Source organism: Streptomyces sp. BR123, assembly GCF_013401435.1.
GTDB lineage: Bacteria > Actinomycetota > Actinomycetes > Streptomycetales > Streptomycetaceae > Streptomyces.
In genome coordinates this window covers 1-6,675 of record NZ_JACBGN010000358.1, presented here as the reverse complement: position 1 = coordinate 6,675, position 6,675 = coordinate 1, and the positions used below count along the sequence as shown (strand labels likewise).

The window sequence follows — 6,675 nt, the reverse complement described above, 5'->3', positions numbered from 1 at the left end:
GGGACACGGGCGGAACACGTCGCCGGGGAGCGGGCGCTGCTCGTCGGCGTCGGCATCAGCGCCGTCGGCATCGGCATGTACGTCCCGTTCTCGCTGGTCTTCTTCCACCACGTCACCGGCCTCTCCTTCGCCCTCGTCGGCCTCGTCCTGACCGCCACCGGGCTCGCCGGGCTCGCATTCATGCCGCTGGCCGGGACGGCCGTCGACCGGTTCGGCGCCAAGCGGGCCAACCTGGCGCTCTACGCGCTCCGGACGATCGGCTTCGCGCTCTACCCCTTCGCCGACTCGCCGGCCGCCTTCGCCGCCGTCGCACTCGTCACCGCCGTGGCCGACCGCTCCTTCCCCGTGGTCCAGCAGTCCCTGATCGGGGAGGTGGCGCACGGCTCCGCCCGCGACCGGCTCCAGGCCTCCCTCAGGGCCCTGCAGAACGCCGGCATGGGCGCGGGCGCCCTGATCGTCTCCGGCGTGCTCGCCCTCTGGGGGACCTCCGCCTTCGCCCACACCGCCTGGGGCAACGCCGCCGCCTTCGCCCTCGCCGGACTGCTCGTCGCCCGGGTCCGCCCCGCGGCCGCCGCCCCGCCCGGCAGTGCCCGGGGGGTGCCCGCCGGGTACCGGATGGTCCTGCGCGACCGGCCCTTCCTCGGGCTCACCGCCGCCAACTTCCTGACCGCGCTGGGCTACGCCGCCCTGTCCGTGCTCTTCCCGCTCTACATCGCCACCTGGCTGCACGGCCCCGACTCCCTCACCGGAGCCGCGTTCACCGTCAACACCGCGCTCTGCGCCGGGACCGGCGTCCTCGTCGCGAGCCGGGTCCGCCGCTCGGGCGCCCGCCGCACCCGCTCGGCCGCCCTCGGAGGCCTGCTCTTCGCCGCCGCCTTCACCGGGCAGATCGTGCTCGGCACGCTGCGCCCCGGGCAGACCGCGACCATGGTCGCCCTGCTGGCCATCGTCGTCGTCTACACCCTGGCCGAACTGGTGCACAGCCCCTCGGGCGGGGCCCTGTCGGTCTCCGCCGCCCCGGAAGCCGTGCGCGGCCGCTACCTCGCCACCTACCAGCTCTCCTACTCACTGGCCACCGCCCTCGCCCCGTCCCTGTTCACGTTCCTGCTGGCCGTCGACGGCCGGCTGCCCTGGGCCTTCCTCGCGGTCGCCGCACTCGGCGCCGCCTTCGCCCTGATCCGCCTGGAACGGCACCTGCCGGCCGAGGCCGTGTACGCCGAGCCGCCGGCCGAGCCCGTCGGCCGCGGGCCGGCCCGGGGCGCGGACGGTGCCGCTCCCGCCCCCGCCTCGCCGACCGCCGCCTGACCCGGGCGCCCCGCCCCACCCCGCGGCCTCTCACCCGCCTTCGCGTCCTCACCGCATCGCCTCGCATCGAGGAGTCACCCGTCATGAAGCGCCTGGCCACCGTCGCCCTCACCGCCCTCGCCCCCATCTCCTGGGGCTCCACCTACGCCGTGACCACCGAGCTGCTGCCGCCCGACCGCCCGCTGTTCACCGGTGTCATGCGGGCCCTGCCCGCCGGGCTCCTGCTCACCGCCCTGTCCCGGACCCTGCCCACCGGCCGTTGGTGGGGGAGGGCCGCCGTACTGGGCACCCTCAACATCGGCGCCTTCTTCCCGCTGCTGTTCCTCTCCGCGTACCGGCTGCCCGGCGGTGTCGCCGCCGTACTCGGCTCGGTCGGCCCGCTGTTCGTCGTCGGGCTCGCCGCCCTGCTCCTCGGGGAGCGGGCTCGGCTGCGGACCGTGCTCACCGCGGTCACGGCCGCGTTCGGCGTCAGCATGGTCGTCCTCACCGCCGGGGCCCGGCTCGACGCGGTCGGCATCATCGCCGGCCTCGTCTCCTCCGCCTCCATGGCCGCCGGCACCGTCATGACCAAGCGCTGGGGCCGCCCCGAGGGCGTCGGCCCGCTGGCCATGGCCGGCTGGCAGCTCACCGCGGGCGGACTGGTCATGATCCCCGTGGCGGCCCTCGTCGAGGGGGCACCGCCCGCTCTCGACGGCAACGCCCTCCTCGGCTACGGCTACATGATGCTGATCAACACCGGGATCGCGTACTGGCTCTGGTTCCGCGGCATCGGGCAGCTCACCGCCACCTCGGTCACCCTCCTCGGACCGCTCTCCCCGCTCACCGCGGCCGTCATCGGATGGGCCGCCCTCGGGCAGGCGCTGACGCCCGTCCAACTGCTCGGCATGGCCATCGCCTTCGGAGCCACCGTCGCCGGCCAGCTGTTCGCGGCCCGGGCGGCAGCGGCTCCCGCGCCCGCTCCCGGGCGCCGATCTTCCAGTTTCACCGAAAAGAAAGATCGAAACGTTTCGATGGACCTGACCGGTGGGCGGGTGCGACGGTAGGAACTGGATCCACGGGGGCAGCGGCCCCGGCAGGAGATCGCCCGCACCGCGTGCGGGGGCGGCCGGCTTCGTCCCCGAGCAGGCGCACACGGCCGCCGGCCGGACCGCGATCCTGTCGATGGTGGAGGCGGGGACGGGCGTGGCCCTGGCCCTGCAGGACGTGGCCGCGCTGCGGACGGCATCCCCGCACGCATGAGGACGCGCCGGTGCCCCGGACCGCCGAAGCGGGCCGGGGCACCGGTCGGTTCATCGCCGGGCCGCGTCGGACAGCAGGCGCCGGGCGCCGGATGTCGGACGCGAACGCCGGACCCGGGAGGTCAGGCGCCGGCCGCGGCCGCGTCGGCCGCCTGGGCCTTCAGGGCCCGCTCGATGCCCGCGCGGGATTCCGAGACCAGGCGGCGCAGGGCCGCGTTCGGCTCGGCCGAGGCCAGCCAGGCGTCCGTCGCGGCCAGCGTCGCCTCGGAGACCTGGAGGGACGGGTACAGGCCGACCGCGATCTGCTGGGCGATCTCGTGGCTGCGGCTCTCCCAGATGCCCTTGACCACCTCGAAGTACTTCGCGGTGTACGGGGCCAGCAGCTCGCGCTGGTCGGTCTGGACGAAGCCGCCGATCACCGCCTCCTGCACCGCGTTCGGCAGGTCCGCGGACTCCACCACCGAAGCCCAGGCCGCCGCCTTGGCCCCGGCCGTCGGACGCGCGGCCCGCGCCGTCGCCGCGTGGCGCTCGCCCGCAGCCGTACGGTCGCGCTCCAGCTCCGCGGCGATCTCCGGCTCGTCCACGACACCGGTCGCGGCCAGCCGCTCCAGGAAGGCCCAGCGCAGCTCGGTGTCCACGACCAGGCCCTCGACCTCGGCCGCCCCGTCCAGCAGCGCCTTGAGGTAGGTCAGCTGCCCCTCGGTGCGGGCCGTCGCCGCGAACGCGCGGGCCCACGCCAGCTGGTGGTCGCTGCCCGGCTCGGCGCCGCGCAGGTGCTCCAGCGAGGCCTCGGTCCAGGCCGCCAGGCCCTGCTCCCGCCACGCCGGGTCGGCGTACAGGTCGATCGCCAGCTTCACCTGCCGGTGCAGCGACTGCACGACGCCGATGTCCGACTCCTTGCCGATGCCCGACAGGACGAGGGACAGGTAGTCGCGGGTGGCCAGTTCGCCGTCCCGGGTCATGTCCCAGGCCGAGGCCCAGCACAGCGCCCGCGGCAGCGACTCGGTGAAGTCGCCCAGGTGGGCGGTGACCGCGGCCAGCGACTGCTCGTCGAGGCGGACCTTCGCGTAGCTCAGGTCGTCGTCGTTGAGCAGCACGACCGCCGGGCGGGTACGGCCGACCAGCTCCGGCACCTCGGTCAGCTCGCCGTCGACGTCCAGCTCGATGCGGTCGGTGCGCACCAGCTTGCCGCCGTCGAGGTCGTACAGGCCGATCGCGATCCGGTGCGGGCGCAGCGTGGGCTCGCCCTGGGCGCCGGCGGGCAGCGCCGGGGCCTCCTGGGCGACCGCGAAGGCGGTGATGACGCCGTTCGCGTCGGTCTCGATCCGCGGGCGCAGGATGTTGATGCCGGCGGTCTCCAGCCATGCCTTCGACCAGGCCGCCAGGTCGCGGCCGGAGGTCTCCTCCAGGGCGTCCAGCAGGTCCGACAGGCGCGTGTTGGCGAAGGCGTGCGCCTTGAAGTACGCCTGCACGCCCTTGAAGAAGGCGTCCATGCCGACGTAGGCGACGAGCTGCTTGAGCACCGAGGCGCCCTTGGCGTACGTGATGCCGTCGAAGTTGACCAGGACGTCGTCCAGGTCACGGATGTCCGCCATGATCGGGTGCGTGGACGGCAGCTGGTCCTGCCGGTACGCCCAGGTCTTCATCGAGTTGGCGAACGTGGTCCACGCGTGGGGCCACTTCGAGCCCTCGGCGTACGCCTGGCAGGCGATCGAGGTGTACGTCGCGAACGACTCGTTCAGCCACAGGTCGTCCCACCACTCCATGGTGACCAGGTCGCCGAACCACATGTGGGCGAGCTCGTGGAGGATGGTCTCGGCGCGCGTCTCGTACGCCGCGTCCGTCACCTTCGAGCGGAAGACGTACTGGTCGCGGATGGTGACCGCGCCCGCGTTCTCCATCGCGCCCGCGTTGAACTCCGGCACGAACAGCTGGTCGTACTTGGCGAACGGGTAGTCGTACGCGAACTTCTCCTGGAACCAGTCGAAGCCCTGCCGCGTGACGTCGAAGATCGCGTCCGCGTCCAGGAACTCGGCCAGCGAGGGCCGGCAGTAGATGCCGAGCGGCACCGACTGGCCGTCCTTGCCCACGTAGCTGCTGTGCACCGAGTGGTACGGGCCCACGATCAGGGCGGTGATGTACGTGGAGATGCGCGGCGTCGGCGCGAAGCGCCAGACGTCGTCCACGACCTCGGCGGGGGCCGGCGTCGGGGAGTTCGAGACGACCGTCCAGCCCGCGGGGGCCTTCACGGTGAACCGGAACGTCGCCTTCAAGTCGGGCTGCTCGAAGCTGGCGAACACCCGCCGGGCGTCGGGGACCTCGAACTGGGTGTACAGGTAGGCCTGCTGGTCGACCGGGTCGACGAAGCGGTGCAGGCCCTCGCCCGTGTTGGTGTACGCGCAGTCCGCGACGACCTTCAGCTCGTTGTCCCCGGCGAGCAGCCCGGGCAGCGTGATGCGCGAGTCCCGGAACACGGCCGCCGCGTCCAGGGACTTGCCGTTGAGGACGACCTCGTGCACGGCCGGCGCGACCAGGTCGATGAAGGTCTCCGCGCCCGCCTCGGCGGACCGGAAGCGCACGGTCGTCACGGAGGGGTACGTACCGCCCTGCTGCGCCCCGCTCAGGTCGAGGTCGATCTCGTACGAGTCGACGCTGAGCAGCTTCGCCCGCTGCCGAGCCTCTTCACGCGTCAGATTCGTGCCAGGCACGCGTTCATCTCCTTCGATGGTGACGTTCCCGGCCATCCTTCCACGTCACCGCCGGAATCGGCCGTGGCTACGCTGGCAGCGGAGGGTTTCGACGGTGCAGGTGCGATCGGCGACCGTGCTCGACGGACTCCGGCGCGACGTGGAGGCCGCGACCGGACCGGACCGGTCGCGGGTCCGGTCCGGGGGCGGGGCCAGGCCCGCGTCCCCGGACGGGTCCGGGGACGGGATCAGGCCTGTGCGAGCTCCGCGGCGACGAGCTCGGCGATCTGGACCGCGTTCAGGGCTGCGCCCTTGCGGAGGTTGTCGTTGGAGACGAACAGGGCGAGGCCGTGCTCGGCCGTCTCGTCCACGCGGATGCGGCCCACGTACGAGGCGTCCTTGCCGGCGGCCTGGAGCGGGGTCGGGATCTCCGACAGCTCGACGCCGGGCGCGTCCTTCAGCAGCTCGTAGGCGCGCTCCACGCTGATCGGCCGGGCGAAGCGGGCGTTGACCTGGAGGGAGTGGCCGGAGAAGACCGGGACGCGCACGCAGGTGCCGGAGACCTTGAGGTCCGGGATCTCCAGGATCTTGCGGGACTCGTTGCGGAGCTTCTGCTCCTCGTCGGTCTCGAAGGAGCCGTCCTCCACGATCGAGCCCGCCAGCGGCAGCACGTTGAAGGCGATCGGGCGCTTGTAGACGCCCGGCTCCGGGAAGTCGACCGCCCCGCCGTCGTGGACCAGTCCGGCGGCCCCGGCGGCGACGGCCTTGACCTGGCCGTCGAGCTCGGCGACACCGGCCACGCCCGAGCCGGAAACGGCCTGGTAGGTGGTGGCGACCAGCCCGGTCAGCCCGGCTTCCTCGTGCAGCGGGCGCAGCACGGGCATGGCGGCCATGGTGGTGCAGTTCGGGTTGGCGATGATGCCCTTGGGGCGGTTCTTGACCGCGTGCGGGTTCACCTCGGACACGACCAGCGGGACCTCGGGGTCCTTGCGCCAGGCGGAGGAGTTGTCGATCACGACGGCGCCCTGCGAGGCGACCTTCTCGGCGAGCGCCTTGGAGGTGGCGCCGCCCGCGGAGAACAGCACGATGTCCAGGCCGGTGTAGTCGGCCGTGGCGGCGTCCTCGACGGTGATCTCGCGGCCCTCCCACTCCAGGGTGGAGCCCGCGGAGCGGGCCGAGGCGAACAGGCGCAGCTCCTCCACCGGGAACTTGCGCTCGGCGAGGATGCTGCGCATGACTCCGCCGACCTGGCCGGTGGCTCCGACGATTCCAACCCTCACGGTGACTCCTTTTGGTGCGTACGACGCGGGCGCGTGAAGCCATCATGCGTTCGACCCCACGAGGCTTGTCCAATCCATTGTCCGAGGAGCGGACGATGTTGTGGGAGTGACCCCTGGTGACGAATGCGTGACGGAGCTGTTGCGGCGTCCCGGATCACCTCTTCC

General features: G+C 72.9%; 5 protein-coding genes. 3 read left to right on the top strand and 2 right to left on the bottom strand.

Annotated elements, in window-relative coordinates:
* The 3 genes from HYE82_RS32480 to HYE82_RS32470 all read left to right on the top strand — a co-directional run.
* On the top strand, positions 1-1,305 hold a 1,305-nt coding region (locus HYE82_RS32480; RefSeq protein ID WP_179177800.1), incomplete at its 5' end, for an MFS transporter.
* Positions 1,306-1,388: 83 nt separating this feature from the next.
* Complete coding sequence (locus HYE82_RS32475; protein ID WP_179177799.1) at positions 1,389-2,348, top strand: EamA family transporter; 960 nt, start codon at positions 1,389-1,391, stop codon at positions 2,346-2,348.
* Complete coding sequence (locus tag HYE82_RS32470) at positions 2,329-2,544, top strand: hypothetical protein (protein ID WP_179177796.1); 216 nt, start codon at positions 2,329-2,331, stop codon at positions 2,542-2,544. The genes HYE82_RS32475 and HYE82_RS32470 overlap by 20 nt, the downstream gene beginning before the upstream one ends.
* Positions 2,545-2,665: 121 nt before the next feature.
* Here the strand turns inward: HYE82_RS32470 and pepN are convergent, their stop codons facing one another.
* Both pepN and HYE82_RS32460 read right to left on the bottom strand, forming a co-directional pair.
* A complete protein-coding gene (gene pepN, locus HYE82_RS32465; RefSeq protein ID WP_179177798.1) occupies positions 2,666-5,251 on the bottom strand; it encodes an aminopeptidase N in 2,586 nt (861 codons plus the stop codon).
* Between the two features lie 227 nt (positions 5,252-5,478).
* Positions 5,479-6,510: an aspartate-semialdehyde dehydrogenase gene (locus tag HYE82_RS32460; RefSeq protein ID WP_179177797.1), complete on the bottom strand. Its 1,032-nt coding sequence runs from the start codon at positions 6,508-6,510 to the stop codon at positions 5,479-5,481.
* Positions 6,511-6,675 lie beyond the last annotated feature (165 nt).